The 19,099-nt window shown below is 68.9% G+C and carries 19 protein-coding genes and 2 pseudogenes; 8 read left to right on the top strand and 13 right to left on the bottom strand.

Annotated features, from left to right (window positions below):
• Positions 1-78 precede the first annotated feature (78 nt).
• The 3 genes and pseudogenes from ACQP1V_RS27905 (at position 79) to ACQP1V_RS27895 (ending at position 2,317) form a co-directional block, all read left to right on the top strand.
• Positions 79-708 carry an MMPL family transporter gene (locus ACQP1V_RS27905; protein ID WP_433413043.1) on the top strand — a complete coding sequence of 210 codons (630 nt, stop codon included), beginning with the start codon at positions 79-81 and terminating at the stop codon, positions 706-708.
• Positions 590-1,276: pseudogene (locus ACQP1V_RS27900) on the top strand (MMPL family transporter); the annotation flags it as partial. The gene ACQP1V_RS27905 and the pseudogene ACQP1V_RS27900, both read left to right, overlap by 119 nt.
• Before the next feature lie 45 nt (positions 1,277-1,321).
• Complete coding sequence (locus tag ACQP1V_RS27895) at positions 1,322-2,317, top strand: MMPL family transporter (protein WP_433425961.1); 996 nt, start codon at positions 1,322-1,324, stop codon at positions 2,315-2,317.
• A gap of 147 nt (positions 2,318-2,464) precedes the next feature.
• Here the strand turns inward: ACQP1V_RS27895 and ACQP1V_RS27890 are convergent, their stop codons facing one another.
• The 6 genes from ACQP1V_RS27890 to ACQP1V_RS27865 all read right to left on the bottom strand — a co-directional run bounded on the left by ACQP1V_RS27890 (position 2,465) and on the right by ACQP1V_RS27865 (position 7,671).
• The gene (locus ACQP1V_RS27890; RefSeq protein WP_433413042.1) at positions 2,465-3,280 is read right to left on the bottom strand and encodes an IclR family transcriptional regulator; all 816 of its coding nucleotides are present in this window, start codon (positions 3,278-3,280) and stop codon (positions 2,465-2,467) included.
• A 35-nt stretch (positions 3,281-3,315) separates the two neighbouring features.
• Positions 3,316-3,660 (bottom strand): hypothetical protein, encoded by a 345-nt coding sequence (locus ACQP1V_RS27885; protein ID WP_387415410.1) that lies wholly within the window; start codon positions 3,658-3,660, stop codon positions 3,316-3,318.
• 87 nt (positions 3,661-3,747) lie between these two features.
• Positions 3,748-4,986 (bottom strand): DUF4437 domain-containing protein, encoded by a 1,239-nt coding sequence (locus tag ACQP1V_RS27880; protein WP_433413041.1) that lies wholly within the window; start codon positions 4,984-4,986, stop codon positions 3,748-3,750.
• Complete coding sequence (locus tag ACQP1V_RS27875; RefSeq protein ID WP_433413040.1) at positions 4,987-6,480, bottom strand: AMP-binding protein; 1,494 nt, start codon at positions 6,478-6,480, stop codon at positions 4,987-4,989.
• Entirely contained in the window at positions 6,477-6,929 is a 453-nt protein-coding gene (locus ACQP1V_RS27870; protein WP_433413039.1) for a DUF3598 family protein, read from the bottom strand. The genes ACQP1V_RS27875 and ACQP1V_RS27870 overlap by 4 nt, the downstream gene beginning before the upstream one ends.
• A 22-nt stretch (positions 6,930-6,951) precedes the next feature.
• Positions 6,952-7,671: a VIT1/CCC1 transporter family protein gene (locus tag ACQP1V_RS27865; protein ID WP_387415402.1), complete on the bottom strand. Its 720-nt coding sequence runs from the start codon at positions 7,669-7,671 to the stop codon at positions 6,952-6,954.
• A gap of 174 nt (positions 7,672-7,845) precedes the next feature.
• Here ACQP1V_RS27865 and ACQP1V_RS27860 point away from each other — a divergent pair, with 174 nt between their 5' ends.
• On the top strand, positions 7,846-8,475 hold the full coding sequence (locus tag ACQP1V_RS27860) for a neocarzinostatin apoprotein domain-containing protein (RefSeq protein WP_433413038.1): 630 nt from the start codon (positions 7,846-7,848) through the stop codon (positions 8,473-8,475).
• Between the two features lie 68 nt (positions 8,476-8,543).
• On the opposite strand, the gene ACQP1V_RS27855 is transcribed toward ACQP1V_RS27860, so the two are convergent.
• A complete protein-coding gene (locus ACQP1V_RS27855) occupies positions 8,544-9,497 on the bottom strand; it encodes an oligopeptide/dipeptide ABC transporter ATP-binding protein (protein ID WP_433413037.1) in 954 nt (317 codons plus the stop codon).
• A gap of 122 nt (positions 9,498-9,619) precedes the next feature.
• On the opposite strand from ACQP1V_RS27855, the pseudogene ACQP1V_RS27850 reads away from it, so the two are divergent.
• Positions 9,620-10,920 (top strand): annotated as a pseudogene (locus ACQP1V_RS27850) (RNA-guided endonuclease InsQ/TnpB family protein).
• Here the strand turns inward: ACQP1V_RS27850 and ACQP1V_RS27845 are convergent.
• The 5 genes from ACQP1V_RS27845 to ACQP1V_RS27825 all read right to left on the bottom strand — a co-directional run bounded on the left by ACQP1V_RS27845 (position 10,871) and on the right by ACQP1V_RS27825 (position 16,065).
• On the bottom strand, positions 10,871-11,803 hold the full coding sequence (locus ACQP1V_RS27845; protein WP_433413036.1) for an ABC transporter ATP-binding protein: 933 nt from the start codon (positions 11,801-11,803) through the stop codon (positions 10,871-10,873). The pseudogene ACQP1V_RS27850 and the gene ACQP1V_RS27845 overlap by 50 nt on opposite strands.
• Positions 11,796-13,328 carry an ABC transporter substrate-binding protein gene (locus ACQP1V_RS27840; protein WP_433413035.1) on the bottom strand — a complete coding sequence of 511 codons (1,533 nt, stop codon included), beginning with the start codon at positions 13,326-13,328 and terminating at the stop codon, positions 11,796-11,798. Before ACQP1V_RS27840 ends, ACQP1V_RS27845 begins: the two co-directional genes overlap by 8 nt.
• A complete protein-coding gene (locus ACQP1V_RS27835) occupies positions 13,328-14,218 on the bottom strand; it encodes an ABC transporter permease (RefSeq protein WP_387415392.1) in 891 nt (296 codons plus the stop codon). Before ACQP1V_RS27835 ends, ACQP1V_RS27840 begins: the two co-directional genes overlap by 1 nt.
• On the bottom strand, positions 14,215-15,186 hold the full coding sequence (locus ACQP1V_RS27830; RefSeq protein ID WP_433425959.1) for an ABC transporter permease: 972 nt from the start codon (positions 15,184-15,186) through the stop codon (positions 14,215-14,217). The genes ACQP1V_RS27835 and ACQP1V_RS27830 overlap by 4 nt, the downstream gene beginning before the upstream one ends.
• A gap of 105 nt (positions 15,187-15,291) precedes the next feature.
• Positions 15,292-16,065, bottom strand: a complete 774-nt coding sequence (locus ACQP1V_RS27825; RefSeq protein WP_433413034.1) for a DUF1838 family protein — start codon at positions 16,063-16,065, stop codon at positions 15,292-15,294.
• Positions 16,066-16,196: 131 nt separating this feature from the next.
• Between ACQP1V_RS27825 and ACQP1V_RS27820 the strand changes: the two genes are divergently transcribed.
• From ACQP1V_RS27820 to ACQP1V_RS27810, 3 genes are read left to right on the top strand one after another with little or no spacing between them, the layout of a single operon-like run.
• Positions 16,197-16,853: a heme oxygenase (biliverdin-producing) gene (locus tag ACQP1V_RS27820; protein ID WP_387415388.1), complete on the top strand. Its 657-nt coding sequence runs from the start codon at positions 16,197-16,199 to the stop codon at positions 16,851-16,853.
• Positions 16,850-18,094 carry an NADH-ubiquinone oxidoreductase-F iron-sulfur binding region domain-containing protein gene (locus ACQP1V_RS27815; RefSeq protein ID WP_433413033.1) on the top strand — a complete coding sequence of 415 codons (1,245 nt, stop codon included), beginning with the start codon at positions 16,850-16,852 and terminating at the stop codon, positions 18,092-18,094. The genes ACQP1V_RS27820 and ACQP1V_RS27815 overlap by 4 nt, the downstream gene beginning before the upstream one ends.
• A complete protein-coding gene (locus ACQP1V_RS27810; protein WP_387415384.1) occupies positions 18,091-18,279 on the top strand; it encodes a ferredoxin in 189 nt (62 codons plus the stop codon). Before ACQP1V_RS27815 ends, ACQP1V_RS27810 begins: the two co-directional genes overlap by 4 nt.
• A gap of 76 nt (positions 18,280-18,355) precedes the next feature.
• On the opposite strand, the gene ACQP1V_RS27805 is transcribed toward ACQP1V_RS27810, so the two are convergent.
• Complete coding sequence (locus ACQP1V_RS27805; RefSeq protein WP_433413032.1) at positions 18,356-19,021, bottom strand: heme oxygenase (biliverdin-producing); 666 nt, start codon at positions 19,019-19,021, stop codon at positions 18,356-18,358.
• Positions 19,022-19,099: the final 78 nt, after the last annotated feature.

Below are 19,099 nucleotides of genomic sequence, written 5' to 3'. Positions count from 1 at the left end.
ATTCGCGCCCCTCGGATATGGCTTGCTACCTTCGACGAGTCTTAGAGACACCCCTGTCGCAAAGAGTGGCCGTCGTTGATGAGGACTCCACGAATGTACTCCGCCTTTCTGCGAGGCTTTCTGGCATCGCGAACCCGGGCCCTGATCACCGTCCTGCTATGGGTGGTCCTCGCCGGGGCCCTGGCACAGGTCGCGCCCGACCTGAAGTCGGTCGAGGACAGCGCCTCGGCCAACCTTCCTCCCGCCACCGCCGACTCCATGCGGGCACGGGAGCTGACCCGGTCGGCCTTCCCCGACCAGACCGCCACCCCCGCGATCATCGTGGTCCGCGGTCCCGATGGCGACCGTACGGCTACTGAGCAGGCCGTCCGGCGCATCACCGCCACCCTGTCCGGACCTGACCGCCCCAAGAACGTGCTCGACGTCATCTCCTCGGCGCGAGACGCCGGCTCTCCGGCGGGGACCGGCGCCCCGGAGGCGTCGGGCCCGCCGCCGGACGCGGGATCGTCGCAGGGGCTGGTATCGCCGGACGGCCGGACTCAGATGATCATCGTCCCCCTCGGGGGGGGACCCGTCCGAAACGTCCTTCCGCGACGCCGTCGACGTGCTGCGCTCCGTCGCCACCACCCAGGCCGGCGCCGCGGAGGCCGCCGTGACCGGGCCCGCGGGCATCGTCACGGACACCGTCAGCGTGTTCGGCAGGGGTGACAAGATCCTGCTGCTGGCCACGGTCCTTCTCGTCCTGGTCATCCTGCTCGCCATCTACCGCTCGCCGGTCATGGCGCTCCTCCCGTTGCTGGCGGTCGGGCTGGCCATGCGCGTGGCCGAGACGCTGGGCGCTCTCATGGCCGATGCCGGATGGTTCGACATCAGCTCGCAGACCGCGTCGATCATGACCGTCCTGCTCTTCGGAGTCGGTACCGACTACGCCCTCGTCATCACCGCCAGGTACCGCGAGGCGCTGCTGGATGAGTCCGACAGGTACCGCGCCATGCAGACCGCGATGCGCGCGGTCGGCGAGACCGTGTGGGCCAGCGCCTCGACCATCGTGCTGGCGATGTTCGCGCTGCTGGTCGCGGTCTCGCCCGCGCTACGCGGCTTCGGGCCGTATCTCGCGCTCGGCGTCGCGGTCATGGCCGTGGTCGCGTTCACGTTCATCCCCGCCCTGGTCCTGCTCTTCGGGCGCGCCGTGTTCTGGCCGGGCGGTCTGCGAAAGGCCGCGGAGCGCAGCCAAGACGGCCGGGTTTGGCACAGGGTCGCCGACCTCGTCACCAGGGCCCCCGTCAAGGTCATCGGCGTGGTGGTCGCGATCCTGGCGGTCATGGGCGTCGGCCTGGTGGGATACCAGGAGAGCTTCAACTTCGTCAGCGGGTTCCGGGTCGACACCCAGTCCGCGCGCGGCCAGGCGCTGGTGGCCGAGGCGTTCGGTCCGGGCGAGACAGCCCCCACCACCGTCCTCATCCGAAATGGCACGGACCTGCGGACGTCGGACGCGCCCGCACGCGTCGCGGGCTCCCTCTCGGAACTCGGCGGTGTGGCCAGAGTGGACGCGCGCCCCCGGCTCAGCGGTGACGGCCGGACACTGTCACTCCGGGTCGTGCTGGACAAGGACCCGTACAGCTCGGAGGCGCTCGACGCGATCGGCCCGCTGCGGTCGGCCGCGCAGGCCGCCGCCGAGCGGGCCGGGATCCACGAGCCGCGGATCCTCGTCGGCGGTGAGACCGCGCAGACGGCGGACATCCGGTCCGCGCTCGACCGCGACATGATCTACATCATCGCGCTGGTGCTGGTCATCGTCGCGGTCATCCTGGCGCTGCTGTTGGGCTCGGTGCTCGCGCCGGTCTACCTGGTGGGGACACTGGTCGTGCCATTCGTCGCCACGCTCGGCGCGACGACCTTCTTCACACTCACGGTGCTCGGGGACGACGGCATCGGCAACAGGGTCACCGCCTACATCTTCGTCTTCCTGGTCGCTCTCGGCGTCGACTACAGCATCTTCATCATGAGCCGCTTCAAGCAGGAGTCGCGCACCAGCCCGCCGGTCGAGGCCATCCGCGTGGCGATCGAACGCACCGGAGGCGTCGTGTCGTCCGCGGGGCTGATCCTGGCCGCGACGTTCGCGGTCCTGATGACCCAGCCGATCCGCGAGCTGTTCCAGTTCGGGTTCGCGATGGCGTTCGGGATCCTGCTCGACACGTTCGTCATCCGCCCGCTCCTGGTGCCCGCCATCGTGCGCCTGCTGGGGGACAAGGCGTTGTGGCCGATGCGCATGCGACGCGACACGGCCTCCGTGCCGGTCGCCTCCGGGGTGCTTTGACGCCCGCGCTCGCCCGATCAGGTGGCGTGCTCTCGTTTCGCCGACCGTTGTCTTCAGAGGTGAGCAGGGGGGTCCGTCCCATCGGGGGCGTCCTCCGATGGGACGGACCGCCCACAGGCGCGGAACAGGTGCGCCCGCTGAGGGCCGTCATTTCCTCTCGGTCTCGGCGTAGCCCATCTGCGCCGACAGCCGGCCGGTCGCTTCGAGCAGGGCCTCGGCGCACTGCTGCGCCTCGCCCCGGAACCGCTCCAGCGGGCCGCAGACGCTGATGACACCGGCGGGCCTGCCGTGGTGGTCGAAGATGGGCGCGGCGACCGAGGCCGACCCCGGCTGGCGCTCGGCATTCGACTTCGCGAATCCGCGACGCCGGATCGCCGCGATGTCCTTGCGCAGCACGTCCTCATGCACCAACGTGCGCTCGGTCAGCCGGGTCAGCGGGACCGTTCTGAAGTAGGCGTCGATCTCTTCGTCGGACAGGAAGGCGAGGAACGCCTTGGACGAGGCGCCGGCGTGGAGGGGATAGGGGACGCCGAGGGAGACAGACATGATCACTTCGCGGCTCGGCGTCACCTGGTCCACGTAGACCCTGGTCATTCCGGTCCGGATCGACAACGTCGCGGTTTCGGACAGCGACCTCGACAGGGTGACCAGCTCGGGCGCCGCCACCCTGCGCACGTCCAGCCTGTCGAGATAGGCCAGCCCGAGCCGCATGGCCGTCAGCCCGAGGGAGTAGCGCCGGGTGTCCTCGTCCAGGTCGATCAGCCCCCGCAGCCGCAGCGAGGCCAGAATCCGGTGAACCGCGGCCTTGGACAGCCCGAGTTTCTCCGCGATCTCGGTGACGCCCAGCGTGACGGAGCCCGGCTCGGCGAAGAGCACGAGCACGTCCGCGGCACGCTCGACGGTCGCGACCGTCTGGCTCGAGGCTTCAGGCGTACGACGGCGCAACGGCTTGGCTGTTTCCATGGACGAGGCCCCTCAGTTAGCGATGACGGCACCCCCTAATCGCGGGAGAACCCCACGGGCACGGGCGTGTCGGTGACGATCCTTGTGTCGAGGAAATCCCACCACGATTCCTGGGACACCCGCTCCGTCTCCCATGATGCATCGGACTTCAGTTCGGCCAGCGCCGCCCGGTAGGCGCCCCAGGCCGCCTCGTCCTCGAAGGCCGCCCAGTTCTCCAGCACGTAGACGTCACCGACGACGCTGTAGTACCAGTGGAGCTCCTTGACCATCGGCAGGTCGCGGTAGAACCAGCTCTCCCGCTGTTCCAGCCACTTCCAGAATCCCTTCATGTCGCGCCGGGCGCTCTCGGTGAGCCGCATCCGGTAGACGAGGTAGATCATTTCTCCTCCTGCGTCGTGTCCGGCCGGGCGGCGGCGGACGTTCCGCCGCGCGCGGGCCTGGTCAGGTGATCGCGCCGGGCCGCTCCGCTACATGCCGTCGCCGTCCCAGCGGCCACGGGAGCGGCTCCGGACGGGAAGGGTGGAGATGATCGGTGCGGGAATGGGATCGCCCTGCTTCCAGGGACGGCCCTGGCCCCAGTTGTGCGCGACCGCGCCGGTTCGCTCGTCCCGGTGCTCCAGCGAGCCGGCCTCGGCGCCCCAGTCGGCCGTCACGCCGTGGTCGTGCCCATGGTCGTGCCCGTCGTTGTGATCGTGACTGTGGCCGTGGCCGCCCTGGAGCTGGGCCGCGTCCAATGCCTTGGCGATCGCGACCAGGCCCTTGTCCGTGCCATGCCCGTGCGGGACGTAGTCGACGTCCTGCGCGCCCGTCTCCCGCTGGAACCGCACGGATGCGGCGAGGTCGGCCAGGTCGCGCTCGCTGCGGCGGATCGAGCCCTTCCCGAGGTCGTGCGACGACTGCGACCAGCGCATCCGGGTGCCCCCGGGCCCGTAGTTGACCGCCTCGCCGCCCCAGCGGATCCACTCGTTCTGGGTGTACCAGTTGAACAGTTCGCCGTCGGAGCGCAGCAGCATGGTCATGCCGCCCTCCATGGTGGTGAAGTGGCCGTGCTTCACCCGGGCCGGGCGGAAGAAGTAGCTGCCCTGGTCCAGGGTGCCGAAGCTGTACTCCATGCGGCCCTGGGTCGTGTAGGCCTCCTCGTAACAGGGGTGGTGGGCCAGACGGTGGTCGGTCCAGCCCTCCTGGCAGTACACCAGGCGGGTGTAGAAGCCGGTGATCGGGTCGACGTGCAGATATTTGATGAACAGCCCCGGCATGGGGCCGGGGTTGGGCACAGCGTCCCAGGTCATGGCCTCGGTGTCGACGACGATGACGTCCTCACGCGCGTCGGCCCAGCGGGGCGCGTCGAGGCTGTCCACGGGGTCGAAGCCGGCGTCGCCGTACTCGCGGTAGTGCAGGATCCGCGTGCCCTCGGCGAACGTGATCGCGTCGGTGGGCACGCCCTTGGGCGCGTGGACGTAACCGCCCTTGCCGATCTCACGCCCGCCGTACGTCATGGAGCCTTCGAGCACGTAGTACTCGGTGTCGGCGTGGTGGATCCCCGGCCCGCGACCCCAATCGGTGTGGAAGTCGACCCGGAGCGAGGAGGAGCCGTCCTCCTCGTCCACCGAGAGCCGGCGCTCGCTGGCTCGCCCCTCGCCGCCGACGAGCTCGGCGGCGTGCCAGACGTAGTCGTCATCGTGGATCAGTTCAACGTGCGGGCGCATTCAGGCATCCTTTCTGAGCTCCCGTTTCAGCACCTTCCCGGCGCTGTTGCGCGGCAGTTGCGGTACGAAGCGGATGGCTTTGGGGATCTTGTATCCGGCGAGGCGGAGGCGAAGGTGGGACTCGATCTCATTCGCCGAGGTCACGCCGACCACGTAGGCGACGACCCGCTCGCCCCAGGTCTCGTCGCGCTCGCCGACGACGGCGGACTCGACGACGCCGGGGCAGCCGTCGATCGCGATCTCGACATCGCGCGGGTAGACGTTGACGCCGCCGGTGATGATCAGATCTTTCTTGCGGTCGACGATCCTGATGAATCCCTCGTCGTCGCTGACGGCGATGTCGCCGCTGGTGAGGAAACCGTCCTCGGTCATGCAGGCCCGCGTCGCCTCGGGATCGCGCAGGTAGCCGTTCATCAGGTACGGCGAGCGGCTGAACAGCTCACCCGGGCTCCCGGCCGGTACGGGGGCGCCGATGTCGTCCACGATCCTGACTTCGGTCATGAACCACGCATGGCCGACGGACCCGGCTTTGCGCCTGGCCTCGGCCGGGCGGAGGTTCGTGACGATCCCCGCCTCGGTCGAGCCGTACAGCTCGTGCACGCCCACGGCGGGAAACGTGTCGAGCACCCATTCCTTCAATGGGATCGGCAGCGCGGCGGCGTTGAAGAACAGGGTGTCGAGGCTGCTCAGGTCGTGCCGGCGCGGGGCGAGGTCGCCGAGCGCGCGGATCGTCTGGGCGTGGGTCGGCACCATGAAGACCGACTGGGCCCGGTCCTTCTCGATCATCGCGAGCAGTCGTTCCGGATCCCACGAGCGGAGCATGGACACCGTGCCCCCCGTGTGGATCGCGCCGTAGCCGAACGCGAACCCCGCCCCGTGATACATCGGCGCGACCGCGATCGAGCGGCGTCCCGGCCCCAGTCCCCATTCCAGGGCCGAGGCGTAGAAGGTGAGCGCACGGGAGCGGTGACTGATCAGGACGCCCTTCGGGTTGCCGGTCGTCCCCGAGGTGTAGGCGACGCAGAACGGGTCGTTCTCGCTCACCGAGACGCGGGGGTCGCGACTCGGAGCGCCGGCCAGGGCGGCCTCGTAGGATCCGCCGTCACCTGTGACCAGCACGATCTCCAGCGCGCCGGCGACGGCGCCCGCCCGGTCGCCGAGCGCCTCGTCCACGATCAATGCCCGGGCCCGGGAGTGTTCGACGATGAACGCGATCTCCGGTGGGGTCAGGCGCGGATTGAGCGGGACCATCACGAGGCCGGCCTTGGCCAGGCCCGCCGCCGCCTCCGGGTACTCGAGCTGATTGGCCAGCAGGAGGGCCACCGTGTCTCCGGGGATCAGGCCGGAGGAGAGCAACGCGTTCGCCAGGCGGCTCGACCGGTCGTGGAGCGCCGCGTAGCTGAGCCGCCTGTCACCGTCGATGACCGCGATGGCCGCGGGAGCGGTGGTGGCGAACTCGCGCACGCCGCTCGCGATCGACAGTTGGGCTCTCATGCCAAGACGCGCTTCTCATTGATCAGGGTGCGCTGGATGCACGTACCGCCCTTGATCCACTGCCACACGCGGTTCCGGGTGTTCCCGTCCTCGCTCAGCACGATCAGCTCGAACAGCCGAAGGCCGGCCCCCAGCTCCTTGTAGATCCACGAAAGGTAGATCGCGCTGTCGTCGACCCCCCAGAACTCACCCTTGATCCGCTCGGTGTCGAAGGCGCAGCGGCCTCCCCCCAGGTACGTGCCCGGGAAACGGTGTTCCTCGGTCTTGCCGTCGTCCCACGTGTAGACGTTGGTCTGGTGGTAGTCCCACTCCCCGTCTTCGGGAAACGCACAGGTGAGCCGGGAACGATGCGAGTCGATGATCTTCCCGTCGGGGTCGACGTAGGTGTAGGTGCCCTCCCACACGCCTTCGTGCCGGGCGAGCAGTGGCATTTCTTCTTTGATGCCCATGCTGTGATGACCCTTTCCGTAGTTAGGAGAGGCCGACTCCGACGAGGCTCCCGATGCCGAAGGTGGCTGCCGCGGCGATTCCGCCCAGCAGCAACTGGCGTCCGGCCCCCAGCCACCAGGGACGCGCGGTCAGCCGGGCGACGGTCGCGCCGAGGGCGAGCAGGCCGAGCATGCTGATCAGCCCGGTCACGACCAGCCCGGTCACGCCGAGCATGAACGGCAGCACCGGGATGATCGCCCCCAAGGCGAAGGCGATGAAGGAGGAGATCGCGGCGACGTAGGGCGAGGGCAGGTCGTCGGGATCGACGCCCAGCTCCTCGCGGACGTGCACGCGCCATGCCAGTTCGGGCTGCTCGGTGAGCTGTGTGGCGACCAGCGCGGCGGTGCCCGCGTCCAGGCCGCGCGCCTCGTAGAGGGCGGTGAGTTCGGCGAGCTCGCCCTCGGGGTTGCGCCGGAGTTCGGCCTTCTCGATGTCGATCTCGGCCCGCATGAGTTCGGCCTGGGAGGTCACCGAGGTGTACTCGCCCGCGGCCATGGCGCAGGCGCCGGCCGCCAGCCCGGCCAGCCCGGTCATCACCACGATCGCGTTGGGGGCGCCGCCGCCCACCACGCCGCTGATGAGGGCGAAATTGGAGACCAATCCGTCCATCGCGCCGAACACGGCGGGTCGCAGCCACCCTCCGGTGACGTCGCGATGGTGCTGGTGTTTTTCGACCGAGGGAAGGGCCACGTCCGTGCTCATATGCGTCCTTTCCGCCTGCCGCCTCGAGGAAGGGAGGCCGGAGCTCGTCGGAGGTGGTTCGGGAAATCGGTAAGCCGTCAACCCTTGTTTTGTGACACTATGTCGTGAAACGCTGTTCCGCAAGTGACTCGGGGACGTCGATCGGAATCGCTCGGCACCACAAGGGAGGCGCTTATGCTCCGGAACCGCTCACCGCGTACGTGGCTGGTCGCACTGGCCGTCACGTTCGCCGTCACCCTCCCGCTCGCCATGGGGACCGCGACCGCGGCGGCCAAGCCGAAGCTGACGGCGAGCCAGACCACCGACCTCACGTCCGGAACCGAGATCACGGTGACCGGAACGGGGTTCACTCCGAAGGCCACGCTGTTCGTCGCCCTCTGCGACACGGCGCAGCCCCCGGGAAAGGCCTGTGACACAGGAAACTTCGCCCGGGTGAAAACGGACGGCGAGGGCAGGCTCGAGACCACGATGACGCCGGTCGCCGTCTTCGGCGGCACGGACTGCACCGTCACGACCTGCGCCCTCATGACGAACGACCCCGCCAACCCGCGGGACGTCACCGACTTCACGCAGTTGCCGCTCACGTTCGCGGCCGCATCGAGCCCGGCCCCGTCCGCCGCTCCGGTCGAGTCGGCCGCGTCCGGCGGCACCTCGGCCCCTGCCGCGTCGTCGGCCGCTTCATCGGCCACGTCCGATGAGGACGCCGGGCCTTCCGTACTCATCATCGTGATCACCGTCATCGTGATCCTCGTCCTGGCCGCCGCGGTCGTCCTGTTCGTACGGCGCCGCGGAGCCGAGAAGTGAACGGCATGCTCTGAGCGGTGCCGAGCGCCGAGGAAGGTGAGGGCGGGCCGGCGGACAGCGGCCCGCCCTCACCTGTGGGCGGGTATCTCGCCGTCTCGCAGACACGCGCTCGTCCTGTCGCCGATGTCGAGCAGCTGCGGAATCTGCTTCCGGCAAGCGTCGGTCACGTAGGGGCAGCGGGGATGGAACGCGCATCCGGGGGGCGGATGGACGGCCGAGGGAACCTCTCCTGTGATCGCGGTCAGTCCCCGGCGGGCGGGGTCGGGAACCGGGATGGCGGCCAGCAGCGTGCGCGTGTAGGGATGGTGCGGCGCCGAGAAGATCGCCTCCGCGGGTCCGTGCTCGACGATCCTGCCCAGATACATGACCGCGACGTGGGTGGCGAGGTGCCGGGCTATGTCGAGCTCGTGGGTGATGAGCACATAACTCAGGCCGAGCGAGGCCCGCAGGTCCAGCAGCAGGTTGATCACGGTCGCCTTGACACCCACGTCCAGGCTGGCTGTCGGTTCGTCCAGGACGATCACGCGAGGCTGGGCGGCGAGAGCCCTGGCCACGGTGACGCGCTGCAACTCCCCGCCGCTCACCCCGTTCGGACGGCGGGCCGCGTAGTGCGCGGGCAGGCCGACCTGTTCCAGCAACTCGGCCACGCGCGCCTTCCGCTCGGCGGAGGACGAGCACAGGCCGTGCACGGCGAGAGGCTGGCCGACGCTGTGGCCGATGGTCTTGCGCGGGTTCAGCGCCGACCAGGGATTCTGCGCGACGAACTGCACGTGGCGCCGCGTCGCCCGGTCCATCCGCGCGCGTACCGGAGTGCCTTCGACACGTACGGTGCCCATCGTGGGGGTGATCAGGCCGACAGCGAGCCGGGCGACCGTCGACTTGCCGCAGCCGGACTCGCCGACGATGGCGAGCGTCTCTCCGGGTTGGAGACGCAGGGAGACGTTCTCGACCGCGTGGACGGTCTGGCCTCGTCCGAGGGGGAAGCGCTGGGTGATGTGGTCGAGTTCGAGCAGCGGCGTCATCGAATCTCCTTAAGCGTGGAGACCTCCGCCTTCAGGCGGGGGAGGAAACGCGGCACGATGCCGCGCGGTGGATGCGAACAAACGTGCGATGGCGAAGCTGATCGCGTGGTAGAACGTGAGGTGTGACGCAGGTGGTGAAGCGGGCCTACAAGTTCCGCTTCTATCCGACCTCCGAGCAGGCTGAAGGGCTTGCCCGGACGTTCGGCTGTGTACGTCTCGTCTACAACAAGGCATTGGAGGAGCGGACCCGCACTTACACGATGGCAGGTCGACGCGTTTCCTATGGGGAGTCGTCGGCCGCGCTCACCGCGTGGAAACGCACCGAGGAATTCGCGTTCCTGAATGAGGTGTCGTCTGTGCCGTTGCAGCAGGCCTTGCGGCATCTGCAGGCGGCGTTTGCGCACTTTTTCGCCAAGCGGGCCAGGTACCCGACCTTCAAGTCCCGTAAGAAGTCCCGGTTGAGCGCGGAGTACACCCGTTCGGCGTTCCGCTGGCGGGACGGGGCGCTGACGTTGGCGAAGATGGACGGCCCGTTGGACATCGTGTGGTCGCGCCGGTTGCCGGAGGGGGCGGAGCCGTCCACGGTCACGGTGTCCCGGGATGCGGCCGGGCGCTGGTTCGTGTCGATCCTGGTCGAGGAGAGGATCGCACCGCTGGACCCGGCCGGGGATGTGGTGGGAGTGGATGCGGGGATCACCGCCCTGCTCACCTTGTCCCGGCCGATCGACGGGCTGAGCGATGAAGTCGGCAAGGTCGCCAACCCTCGGCATGAGCGGGCCGACCGCAGGCGGCTGGCCAAAGCCCAGCGGGCGTTGTCCCGTAAGGCCAAGGGCAGTAACAACCGGGCCAAGGCCAGGGTGAAGGTGGCTCGTGTGTATGCGCGGGTCACTGATCGCCGCCAGGACTTTTTGCACAAGGTCACCACACGGCTTGTTCGCGAGAACCAAGTGATCGCCGTGGAGGACCTGACCATCCGAAACATGCTCAAGAACCGCTCGCTCGCCCGCGCCGTATCCGACGCATCGTGGCGGGAACTGCGCTCGATGCTGGAGTACAAAGCCGAGTGGTACGGGCGGGAGCTGGTCGTGATCGATCGCTGGTTCCCCTCCTCGAAGCTGTGCTCGGCGTGCGGGGTCGTGCAGGAGTCGATGCCGCTGAACGTTCGGTCGTGGGTGTGCGCTTGCGGCGCGGTCCATGATCGGGATGTGAACGCGGCCAGGAACGTCCTCGCCGCCGGGCTGGCGGAGAGGTGAAACGCCTGTGGAGCTGGTGTAAGACCTCAACGGATATTTCTCCGAGCGGGCGACCGGCGGTGAAGCAGGAAGGCCGACTTGTGAGGGTCGGAATCCCCTTCCTTCAGGGAGGGGAGGAAGTCAATCTTTCTCCTCTGCGCGATGGCAGCGAACCACGTCCGCTCCGGTGATGATCGGCCGCGGATCCTCTTCGTGGCAACGGGCGAAGGCGACGGGACAGCGAGAGGCGAACGCGCACCCCGTGGAGCGGCCGCTGACATCGCGGTGGACATCACCGGGAATCGTGCCCAGCCGCTGTCCCGGCCGGGTACGGCCGGGCAACGCGGCCAGCAGCGCCTGGGTGTAGGGGTGGCGGGGGGCGTTGAAGATCTGGTCGACGGTGCCCGACTCGACGAGCCGCCCGCTGTACATCACCCCGATCCTGTCGCAGATCTGGGCCACGACCGCGAGGTCGTGGGTGACGTAGAGCATCGCCAGCCCGAGCCGGTCACGCAGGTCGAGCAGCAGGCGGAGCACCTGGGCCTGCACGGTGGCGTCCAGCGTGGTGGTCGGCTCGTCGGCGATGAGCAGATCGGGCTTCCTGGCCAGCGCGGCGAGCACGACGAGCAGTCGCTGGAGCTGTCCGCCGGAGAACCGGTGCGGGTAGTCGCGCGGCCGATCGATCACGGCCTTCAGGCCGACCTGGCCGAGCAGGTCCGCGAGGTCGGACCCGTCGTGATACCAGCGAAGCTGGCGCAGCACGGGGGAGGAAGGGCTGAGCGAGGTCATGGGCCGCTGCGGCACCAGGCCGATGCGGGAGGCCCGGATCCGCCGCATCTCCTCGTACGACAGCTCGCTCAACTCCCGGCCGTCGAAGCGCATCTCGGCGGCACGGACCCGCGCGCCGGCCGGGAGCACGTTCGTGATCGCCGAGCACAGGGTGGTCTTCCCGCTGCCGGATTCTCCGACCAGGCCGAGGATCTCCCCCCTGCGCAGAGTCAGGGAGACACCCTGTACGGCCGGCCGTCCCGCGTAGTCGACGTGCAGGTCCGCGATGGTCAGCAGGTCAGCCACCGCCGTTCCCCCTGGGGCGCAGGCTCGGGGTGCCCAGCCTGCTGATTCGCATCCGGCCGGGATCCAGCGGGCTGACGCTCGTACGTTGTCCCACGATGATCTTCGGATAGACGGGCGGGAACATCACCGCGTCCTCGGTCAGGGCCGCGTTGACCTGCTTGAGCAGCACGTCGCGCTCTGCCTGATCGGTGGTCGCCCACACGCGGTCGAGCGCGGTGTCGACGGCGGCGTTCTCATAGCCGCAGGACAGAACGCCCTTGGACTGGGCCGGTGAGAGGGCCAGATAGTTGGCGTCGCCGCTGGTGAAGCCGCTCGAGAAGCGATTCATGGTCATCTGATAGGCGCCCGAGATCCAGCGCTGCGCCCAGGGCCCGCCCTGCAGAACCTCCAGCTTCACGGCGATGCCCGCCTGCGCCCAGCCCTGCATGAGGACCTGCGCGATGTCCTCCATGACCTGCCCGGCGCTGATCGTCAGAGTGAAGGAGGGGCTCCTGATCCCGCGCAGGAGCTCGCGTGCCCGGGCCAGGTCGGGCTGGGCCGGAAAGACCCGCAGACCGGGGTCGTATCCGCGTTCGGCGGGACCGATGGGGCCCTGGCCGAGGACCGCCGCCCCGCCGAAGACCTTCTCGTTCACCCCTTGACGGTCGGACGCGTAGGCCACCGCACGACGGAAGTTCACGTCGTCGAAGGGAGGATCCCCGACCTTGACGTACGTGAGGATGTCGATCGGTGCGTCCACCCGGTGGACGGTGACCTGCGGTTGGCCGGTGAGCAGTGTCAACGCCGCCACGGGCAACTCGGTGACGATGTCCACGTTGCCCGCGCGCAGGTTCACCGCGCGGGTGGAGCCGTCCGGAATGATCGTGAACTCCATCCGGGCGTAGGCCGGCTTCGGGCCGTGATATCCGTGATAGGCCGCCATGGAGTAGCCCAGCCCGGCCGATACCTTCTCCAGCTTGTACGGCCCGGTGCCCATCATCGTGTCCTTGCGGTCGGCGAAGGCCTTGTGCGTGATCGGCAGGTTGGTCAGATGGGAGTGGAGCAGGCCGTACGGGCGCTTGAGCTTGATCTCGACGGTGTGCGGGTCGACGGCGCGGGCACCCGAGTAGTAGCCGAGGAAGTAGACGACCCACTCGCTGCCGCTGGCGAACGCGGCCACGTGGTCGAGCGAGGCCACGACGTGCTCGGCGGTGAAGGGGTCGCCGTTGTGGAACGTCACCCCCTGTTTGAGCGGGATGGTCCAGGTGAGCCCGTCGCCGGAGACCGTGGGCGCCGCCGCGGCGAGCAGGGGTACCGGCGCGAGCCGCGCGTCGTAGTCGTAGAGCGTCTCCATCACCGGTTCGGCGATCCATCGGGTGACTTCACTGCCGGAGTCGAGGGGGTTGAGGTTGCTCGGGCCCGCGGCGACACCGATCCTTAGCGTGTCGCCGCCGGTGGGGGCACCGGTCGAGCAGGCCGCGGCCAGCGACACGGCGGGCAGTAACCCGAGGAAACGTCGCCGGGTCCAGGAAGGAGGAGGGTTCATCACATCTCCTTGAGCGTGGAGCGCCCGCTGAGGGAGTCGGACAGGGCGTCGCCGAGCAGGTTGAAGCCGAGGATCCCGGCGAGCATGATCGCGCCGGGCAGGACCGAGTACCACCAGATCCCGGCGGGCAGATAGCCGGTGCCGCCGCCGGTGAGGTTGCCGAGTGTCGCCTGCGGGAGCTGGATGCCCAGCCCGAGGAAGCCGAGCCCGCCCTCGGCGAAGATCGCCAGAGCCATCGCGAGGAACGCCTGGACCACCATGGCCGGCGCGACGTTGGGCAGCAGCTCACCGAAGAGGATCCGGACGCGCGGCACACCCACCACCCGCAGCGCGGACACGTAGTCCTGGCCGGTCTCCGCCAGGGTCGCGGCCCGCGCCACACGCGCGAAGTAGGGGACGAACGCCACGCCGAGCAGCAGCACGACCTTGGTGGTCATGGTGATCGTGATCGGGCCCAGATGCGCCGTGGCGGTCCCGCTGAGCCCGATGACGAACATCGCCAGCACGAACATCGGCAGCGCTTGGATGATCTCCAGCACCCTCATGATCAGATCGTCGAGGAGGCGGCCGCCGTGATAGCCGGCGACGATCCCCAGCGGCAGGGCGAACAGCAGGCCCAGCGTCACGGCGGCCAGGCTGACCATCAGCGACACCTGGGTGCCCGCCGCGGTGCGGGCGAGCAGGTCGCGGCCGAGCTGGTCGGTGCCGAACGGGTGCGCCAGGCTCGGGGCGGCCAGCATATCGGGGCCGGTCGCGTTCGGGTCGCCGGTGATCAACGGTCCCAGCAGGGCCAGCAGGCAGAACAGCCCGGCGCAGCCCAGGCCGAACCAGGTCAGCCCGTCACGAGGGCGGAACCGCAGGGGACGCGGGGCCGGAGCGACGGCGCTCACCTGGGCTTCCCCCCTTTCAGCACGCCTTCGCGGATTCGCGGGTCGATCGCGAGCTGCGCCGCGTCGACGAGCAGATTGGTGAGGAGATAGAGAAGCGCCACGGCCAGGCAGCAGCCGGCGGCCACCGGGTAGTCCTGCCGCCGGAAGGCGTCGACCATCAACTGGCCGATGCCCGGGACGCCGAACACGTTCTCGACCAGGATCGCGCCGCTGACCAGCATGCCGAGCATCAGTCCCATGACCGTGACCAGGGGGATCGCGGCGTTGCGCAGTGCCACTCTGAGCACCAGTTTCCGGCGGCGCATGCCCATCGCCGTCGCGAAGGAGACGTAGTCGCGGTCGAGCACCTCCAGGAGGGAGGCGCGGAACGTGCGGGCCACGACGGCGAACGCGGGCAGGCCGAGCACGAACGCGGGCAGGATCAGGCTGCGCAGGTGGGGGACCACGCCGTCGGCGAGGGAGACGTATCCGCTGACGGGCAGCACTCCCGTGAAGTAGACGCCGAAGACCAGCACGCAGACGAGGCCCAGCCAGAAGCTCGGCACCGAGAGCGCCACCACGCTGGCGACACGGACGAGACCGTCGAGCGGTGAACCGTGCCGGAGCGCGGCGAGCGCACCGGCGAGGACGCCCAGCGCCATCCAGACCACTCCGGCGACCAGTCCCAGTTCGAGGGAGACGGGCAGGCGCTGCGAGACGAGTTCCCGTACGGACTGTCCGGAGAAAACGGATGTGCCGAGATCCCCGCCGGCCAGTTGTGCGAGGTAGTGCGCGTATTGCTCCGGGATGGAGGCGTTCAAGCCGAGCCGCGCGGCGACCGCGGCTCGGCCTTCCTCGCTGTAGCTGAATCCGAGCAGGGTGTAGAGCGGGCTGCCCGGTGACAGCCGGAGGAGGACGAAAACCAGCGAGATCACCACGAAAACCGTGGTTACCAGTGCAATCAGGCGCCGGAGAAGATAGGAGACGATGGCGGGCCACCTCTCTCAGCGTTCCGATATCCGGAATTCCGTATATGTAAACGGAATATTAGATTGCGCTACCGCTCGCGGGAAGGCTTTGACGACGGGTCGTCGTCATCTGAACGATGGATTGCCAGCCGCGTGCTTCTGGAAGTATGTCCAGCTGGTCTCGTTCGGCCCCGACCACGCCTCCGGGGCATGCGCGTACTGGGGCCCGTGCTCCGCCACGAAGTCCCTCGTCCGCTCGGGCACCTCCGCCCAGCCGGCCAGTTTCGCCCCTCGGCAGTGGTAGACGAGGGCGCCCGGCCGATCCGCCATCCGCATCCACGGCAGCCAGGGGGCCACGCGGGTCCAGGACAGGGTGCAGGGCACATCCGTGACCTCGGGGTCGTCGACGTCGGCGGCCCGGGTGAAGAACTGGAACAGCTCCATGGCCCGGTAGGTGTCGCTCCCGGAGTTGTCGGGGAACTCCGCGACCGGAAGGGGTGAGGGATAGGCGAGCAGGACGTCCGTGTTGAAGATCACGGCCTCCCCGATTCTGACCCGCGGGACGCGGAAGGGGCCGTACGGACCATCGGCCGGCCAGCGCTGGTTGACCGGGTCGTTCCACACGTGCAGGACGTCCACGCGCTCGCCGGTGAACTCGTTGTCCCACTGGTCGAGGATCTCCCGGGACCGGGGGTCGAGATAGAAGGCCGCCTCGCGCGTGAGGAGCTCGTAGCCGCCCTCCACGGCGACGGCCCGGGCCACGTTCACCCCTTCGAAGCCGTAGATGTGATGCGGCCCGCTGTCCGGCGCCCACGCGTAGACGTCGCCCGTCCACCACAGGACGACCTCGGAACCCGCGAGGTCGGCGCGTACTCGGATCATGTCCACCAGATCTTCCATCGTGCTCTCCTCTTCGTCGCGATCGCACGGCAGGCGGAAGATTATGACGACGTGTCGTGAAATCTTGACCGCCGAAACTCTTTCTGACACTCTGTCGTGAAACGGCATTGCGATGCAAGGGGAGTCCAGGCATGACTGCAACCGAGACATTCGCCGATCGGCTCAAGAAGGCGACCTGGAACGACCACGAGGCGGCGGAGCACACCACCTACCTGGACGCGCTCATGAGTGGACGCGTCTCCCGGGAGGGCTACGGGGAGATGGTGGCCCAGCACTACTTCGCCTACATGGCGCTGGAGCAGGCGGGACGAGCCCTTGCCGACGACCCGATCGCCGGGCCGTTCGTCAGTCCGGAACTCGAGCGCATCCCCTCCCTGGAGGCCGACCTTGAGGAGCTGTACGGGAAGGACTGGCGGGACAAGGTCGCGCCCTCCAAGTCCACGCTGACGTATGTCGCGCGGATCAATCAGATCGCCGACTGGCCGGGCGGGTTCATCGCCCACCACTACACCCGCTACCTCGGCGACCTGTCCGGTGGGCAGGTGATCCGCAAGATCGTGGAGCGCACGTACAAGTTCCCCACCTCGGCGGGCGTGCAGTTCTACATCTTCCCTGTCATCTCGGACCTCAGGCAGTTCAAGGTCGATTATCGGGACAAGCTCAATGCGCTGGAGCTGGACGAGGTCCAGGCCAAGCGGATCATCGCCGAGGCCGTGCTCGCCTACCAGTTCAACACCGAGGTCCTCGTCGAGATCGGCAAGCGGCTGCCCGAATACCTGGTGGCATGAGCTTTCCCCTGCCGGCACGTCCGCTCCGGAGCGCGCGCCTGCTGCTCGGTCCGGAGCCGGTCGGGGAACCGGGCCCGTGTGACCTTTCCGCCGCGGAGATCATCGAGATCGCCGAGGCGGCGGGCGTGCGCGGGCGCGGCGGCGCGGGATTCCCGATGGCCGTCAAGCTGCGCTCGGTCGCCTCGGCCCCCGGCTCCGCCCGCTATGTGATCGCCAACGGGGAGGAGGGCGAGCCCGCCTCCGTCAAGGACCGGTTCCTGCTCCGGGAGCGCCCCGAACTCGTGCTCCGTGGCCTGGCGCTGGCCGCCCGTGCCGTGGGAGCCGACCGCGCCTACGCGTACGTCAGCGACCCGGCCGCCGCCCGCCGTCTCGCCGAGGCGCGCGGCGGTGACCTCGCCGGTCCCGTCGCCCCCGTCCACATCGTGCGGGTGAGGCCCGGATACGTCGCGGGGGAGGAGACCGCGGTCGTCCGGGCGGTCGCCGGGGGACCGGCCCTGCCCACGGTGAAACCGCCCCGCCCCTGGCAGGCGGGGCTGCACGGAGCGCCCACCCTGGTGAGCAACGCCGAGACACTCGCCCAGCTCGCTCTCGCCGTACGGCTCGGCCCGGAGGTGTACCGAGGGATGGGCACTCCGGAGTCCACCGGCACCTTCCTCGTGACCCTGTCAGGCGCGGGCCGGGCCGCCTGCCTGTATGAGGTTCCGTACGGCATCCTGATGCGCGAGCTGGTGACCGCGCACATGGGAACGGCCGCCGGGGTGACCGGAATGCTGGCCGGCGGCTTCGCGGGAGGGGTGCTTCCCGCGTCGGGACTCGACCTCCCGCTCACCCATGCCGCGTTCGGCGCGGCGGGAAGCACGCTCGGCTGCGGCGCGTTCGTCCTGCTCGCCGGGGACTGTCCGGTCGGCGTGGCCGCCGAGGTGGCGGCCTTCTTCGACCGGGAAAACGCCGGGCAGTGCGGGCCGTGCGTCAAGGGCACGGCCGGCGTGGCCGAGGTCCTCGCCGGGCTGACCGCGGGCACCGCGACGGCGGACGACGTGGCACGGCTGGAGCGGTGGGCGCCGGCCCTGGCCGGACGGGGAAACTGCGCGACGCCAGACGCCGTGACGGTCCTGGTCGGGTCGCTCTTTCGGCATCACCGCGATCTCGTCGGCGCGCACGTGGACGCGGTATGTGAACGGTGCGCCGCCTCCCAGGTCACCGCGGACACGAAATTCCGCATCTCATTGGAGGACACATGAAGGTCGTGATCGACGCAGCCGTCTGCGACGGCAAGGGATATTGCAAGCGTTTCGCCCCCGAGGTGTTCGCGCTGGACGAGTGGGGCTACGGCAAGGTGCTGGTGGACGAGGTGCCGCCGGAGTCCGTGGCCAACGCCCAGGCGGCCGTCGAGGCGTGTCCGTTGCAGGCCATCAAGGAGGTCTGACGTACGGGGAAGGCGCGTCTTCGCCGTGAATATCGTCCTGATGGGCCGCCCTCCGTCGGAGGGCGGCCTCCACGTGTCAGGAGACGCCGAACTCCTCGCCCAGCTCGACGGTGATCGCCGCGTTGCCGCGGAAGGCGTGGTTTCCCTCCTCTACCAGGGGAGCGACGTCCTCCGCGGTGACGGGCACCGCGTTCATCCGCGCGTGATAGTCGGCGATGAAGGTGCGGTTGTCCTCGATCTCCGTGAAGTCGTAGAACGCCACGCCGGCGCCGTCGCTCAGCCCGTACGTCGTGGTGAGCATCTTGGCGAGCGTCGCCCCACCGTGCAGGTAACCGGCGTAACGGATCCAATGGTGGGGGACCAGGCCGAGCGGCCACTCCTCGCGGACGCGGTGTAGCCGCGCCACGTATGCGTCGGTGGCCGGAGACGTTGTCAGCGAGTCCCGCCAGTCGCGGCCGTAGAAGCAGGCGAGATCGCGCTCGATGGCCTCTGTGCGGTCGAGCTGCGGTAGGTACAGCGCGCCGACGGCCGGGTCCGCGCGCAGGGCCTCCGTCGTCTGCTCCAGGGCCGAGTACACGGCGTGGAACCGGACCAGCCACGCACTGTAGGCCTTCTTGGTCAGCTTGCCCTGGAACAGGGCGAGCATGTAGGGGGTGTTCTCGGCCGCGCGATGCGCCTCGGACGTCCCGTGATAGAGCAGCTTGGATAGCGGCTCGCGTTCCTGAGCGGTGCTGGTCTCCACGTCTGTCCTCCGTTTTACGACGACCTGCCATTAAAATAACGACAAACTGTCGCCAAAACAACCGATTGAATCATCGTT

Source organism: Microtetraspora malaysiensis (assembly GCF_050947145.1).
Lineage (GTDB): Bacteria > Actinomycetota > Actinomycetes > Streptosporangiales > Streptosporangiaceae > Microtetraspora_A > Microtetraspora_A malaysiensis.
The sequence above is the reverse complement of the archived record's forward strand: the minus strand, read 5'-3'. Positions and strand labels throughout refer to the sequence as shown.

Excerpts from the sequence above, each read along its gene's own strand:
- ACQP1V_RS27905 (WP_433413043.1), top strand. The coding sequence starts at position 79 with ATGAGGACTCCACGAATGTACTCCGCCTTTCTGCGAGGCTTTCTGGCA.
- ACQP1V_RS27895 (WP_433425961.1), top strand. The coding sequence starts at position 1,322 with ATGGGCGTCGGCCTGGTGGGATACCAGGAGAGCTTCAACTTCGTCAGC.
- ACQP1V_RS27890 (WP_433413042.1), bottom strand. The coding sequence starts at position 3,280 with ATGGAAACAGCCAAGCCGTTGCGCCGTCGTACGCCTGAAGCCTCGAGC.
- ACQP1V_RS27885 (WP_387415410.1), bottom strand. The coding sequence starts at position 3,660 with ATGATCTACCTCGTCTACCGGATGCGGCTCACCGAGAGCGCCCGGCGC.
- ACQP1V_RS27880 (WP_433413041.1), bottom strand. The coding sequence starts at position 4,986 with ATGCGCCCGCACGTTGAACTGATCCACGATGACGACTACGTCTGGCAC.
- ACQP1V_RS27875 (WP_433413040.1), bottom strand. The coding sequence starts at position 6,480 with ATGAGAGCCCAACTGTCGATCGCGAGCGGCGTGCGCGAGTTCGCCACC.
- ACQP1V_RS27870 (WP_433413039.1), bottom strand. The coding sequence starts at position 6,929 with ATGGGCATCAAAGAAGAAATGCCACTGCTCGCCCGGCACGAAGGCGTG.
- ACQP1V_RS27865 (WP_387415402.1), bottom strand. The coding sequence starts at position 7,671 with ATGAGCACGGACGTGGCCCTTCCCTCGGTCGAAAAACACCAGCACCAT.
- ACQP1V_RS27860 (WP_433413038.1), top strand. The coding sequence starts at position 7,846 with ATGCTCCGGAACCGCTCACCGCGTACGTGGCTGGTCGCACTGGCCGTC.
- ACQP1V_RS27855 (WP_433413037.1), bottom strand. The coding sequence starts at position 9,497 with ATGACGCCGCTGCTCGAACTCGACCACATCACCCAGCGCTTCCCCCTC.
- ACQP1V_RS27840 (WP_433413035.1), bottom strand. The coding sequence starts at position 13,328 with ATGAACCCTCCTCCTTCCTGGACCCGGCGACGTTTCCTCGGGTTACTG.
- ACQP1V_RS27825 (WP_433413034.1), bottom strand. The coding sequence starts at position 16,065 with ATGGAAGATCTGGTGGACATGATCCGAGTACGCGCCGACCTCGCGGGT.
- ACQP1V_RS27820 (WP_387415388.1), top strand. The coding sequence starts at position 16,197 with ATGACTGCAACCGAGACATTCGCCGATCGGCTCAAGAAGGCGACCTGG.
- ACQP1V_RS27815 (WP_433413033.1), top strand. The coding sequence starts at position 16,850 with ATGAGCTTTCCCCTGCCGGCACGTCCGCTCCGGAGCGCGCGCCTGCTG.
- ACQP1V_RS27810 (WP_387415384.1), top strand. The coding sequence starts at position 18,091 with ATGAAGGTCGTGATCGACGCAGCCGTCTGCGACGGCAAGGGATATTGC.